This is a genomic window from Nostoc sp. NMS4, from assembly GCF_017115095.1.
Classification (GTDB): Bacteria; Cyanobacteriota; Cyanobacteriia; order Cyanobacteriales; family Nostocaceae; genus Nostoc.
Genome location: NZ_JABXKI010000242.1, coordinates 1 through 2837 on the forward strand (window position 1 = coordinate 1; position 2837 = coordinate 2837).

Annotated in this window: 2 protein-coding genes; both read left to right on the forward strand. The window is 41.8% G+C overall.

Annotated elements, in window-relative coordinates; translation table 11 throughout:
- The first annotated feature begins 864 nt into the window (after positions 1–864).
- Positions 865–1146, forward strand: a complete 282-nt coding sequence (locus HWQ37_RS21880) for a 4a-hydroxytetrahydrobiopterin dehydratase (RefSeq protein WP_292750810.1) — start codon at positions 865–867, stop codon at positions 1144–1146.
- A gap of 474 nt (positions 1147–1620) precedes the next feature.
- On the forward strand, positions 1621–2837 hold a 1217-nt coding region (locus HWQ37_RS21885), incomplete at its 3' end, for an iron uptake porin (protein ID WP_292750812.1).

The following is a 2837-nucleotide window of genomic DNA, read 5'->3' on the forward strand; positions in this document are numbered from 1 at the left end:
TCCGCGCTTGGATGGCTCCTCAAGATCAACCCCACGAACAATTTGTATTCCCTGAAGAAGTTCTACCTCGCGGTAACGCTCTCTAAGAATTCAAATTTGACCATGACCTGAATCATGCTTGTGGTTGGCGAAAATTGACACACCCAGATTAAATAATCTCCTTGTAATCAGCCAATAAATTGTCAATTTTCACTATTCTCCAAAAATCTCCCATCAAAAAGTGGGAGATTTTTTTATATATGGTTAATATCTCTAAATTTATATGTTATCTTAGGTGAAGGTTATGAACCCAGAGTAAATGCTCTGCCCTTTTTAAAATAAGACCGCTTAGGCAATAAGGAGGTGATGCCCATGATAGAAAGTAGTAAATGCATGGGTCATCAGGTTGCAGTTAGCCGGCTGCGTGCCGGGGCTGTTCTCTAAAAGTTAGCCTTAGTTATCTTTGAGATACTAAGTTAGCTCAATTTGCTAGGCAAGCTCGGAGTTCCTTCCGGCAGTCTGGTTGCAACCTGAAGACCCGCTACACCGCTCTGATTTAGATCATCCGATTTAAATCAGAGCGGATAGTTTTTTATGGGTAACTTTTGCTCGATCAATGGTTACTTTTGAAAACTTAAATGATGATCGCTGCGGCGAAAAAAGCCAACGTGTTTAAGTTTTATTAAAAGGAATAAATATCTTGCATTAAACCTTGGGGTATGACCAGATGTGAGCAATAGCCTCTCTCTAGCAACCTGATTTAAATATGTACAGAGGTATTATGCCTTAGTCGAGCCTTCCCAGAGTTTCTGTGTGGAGGATAAAAGAGATTTGCCTTTGTTCAGATGCAAAATGTAACAAATATATAAGTAGGAATTTCTTGATATGGCACAACTACTCACCGAAGCGGAAATTCAAAAACAGGCAAAGGCTCTGTCAGGTTGGACTCTTAAAGACTCCAAGTTGCAGATTACCCGGACATTCAAAGATTTTGTTAAAGCAATTGAGTTTGTCAATAAGCTAGTGGAGCCAGCAGAGTCACAGGGACATCATCCAGATATAGAGATTTCTTACAATCAAGTCAAGATTACACTTACAACACATGATGTAGGCGGGTTGACGCAACTAGACTTTGATGTAGCACGGGCAATTTCCCAAATAGATTAAGTGATTTCTTCTAACATTTTTGACCGCAATACAGAGTTTGTATAGCCAAACCAGTCTGTTCTAACTGGCATGAGATTTATACTAGGGGTAAGTAGAAGAAGCGATTCTTGATGGCAAACTGCTAAGTGTCTAAAGCTTTCAGCAATTTAGCCTGTGTAGAGAGCGAATGACCTGAACCCTACTCCCTGCTTAGATATTTAGATAAGTATGTGTGACAGTTATTAAGGCGATCGCTCCAATCTTGTCATCTAGATCAGATGTTTTATAATGTTATGATATAAAGATATGTTTTTGCATAAGTTAATCACATAAGTGTTTAACCCCAAGTTAATCGTTTATTAGCTTTGCAAAAACTAAAATTGTAGTAGTGGCAACTATACGTCTCATCCAGAGGTTTGAATGAGATGTCAGATTTTTGAGAATTAGGTGCAGCGAAACCAATTATCTAAACAAGGTGTGAGGAGTAAGGTAAAAATGTCTAATCTGTTGTGGAAATCCTTAGTGGTTAGTCCAGCAGTTTTGGGAGCAACGTTGTTAGTTTCGACAGCAGCAATGGCGGCTCAAAACCCAACTGCGGAAATATCAGCAGTCAAGCAACCCAGCGTAGCTGAAGTTGCTCAACAGCCAGAAATATTGGCTCAAACAACCCTAGATCAAGTCAACCGCTACAGCAACGAAGGTAATCAAAATAACTCTCAGTCCCAAGTAACATCAGTTTCGCAATTTTCCGACGTACAACCCACTGACTGGGCATTCCAAGCATTGCAGTCCTTGGTTGAGCGCTATGGTTGTATTGCAGGTTATCCGAATGCTACATATCGCGGTAATCGTGCTTTGACCCGTTATGAATTTGCTGCTGGTTTGAATGCTTGTTTGGATCGAGTTAACGAATTGATTGCCACAGCAACAGCTGACTTGGTGACTAAGCAAGATTTAGCTACCTTACAACGGTTACAAGAAGAATTTTCCGCAGAATTGGCAACCCTACGCGGTCGCGTAGATTCCCTAGAAGCGCGGACTGCTGAATTGGAAGCAAATCAGTTCTCCACTACCACAAAACTAGTCGGTGAAGCCATTTTTGGTGTTACTGATGTGTTTGGAGGTAATACTGGTGACAATAACAATACCGTCTTCCAAGATCGGGTACGTTTAGACTTGCAAACCAGCTTCACTGGTAAAGACGTTTTACATACCCGTCTCGCAGCTGGTAATGCAACAGCCTTTACACAATTTGATAACGCTGGTGGTGCTATCAATACTGCTGAAGGCACACAAACATTTCAAGTTGGTAATGGCAATGGTAACAACAGTGTCAGGATAGACCGCTTGACTTATGAAGTTCCTGTAGGCCCAGCCCATGTTTACATCGCAGCTAGTGGCGGACGACACAGCCAGTATGCTGCTGTCAACAATCCTTACTTTTTTGATAACACTGACGGCGGTAACGGTGCTTTATCTACCTTTGCTTCTGAAAGTCCCATCTATCGGATTGGTGGCGGTGCAGGTATAGCGCTCAATCTACCCCTTGGTAAAAGTGGCGGTATTTTGGGAAATAGCTCAATCACTGCGGGTTACTTGGCTTCGCAAGCAAATAATCCTGGTCTTAACACAGGTCTGACTAACGGCGATTATGCTGCTTTAGGACAGTTGAACTTTAGTGTAGGCGATCGCGTGGCTTTAGCTGCTACCTA

Coding starts and splice junctions, on each gene's coding strand:
- HWQ37_RS21880 (WP_292750810.1), top strand. CDS start 865: ATGGCACAACTACTCACCGAAGCGGAAATTCAAAAACAGGCAAAGGCT.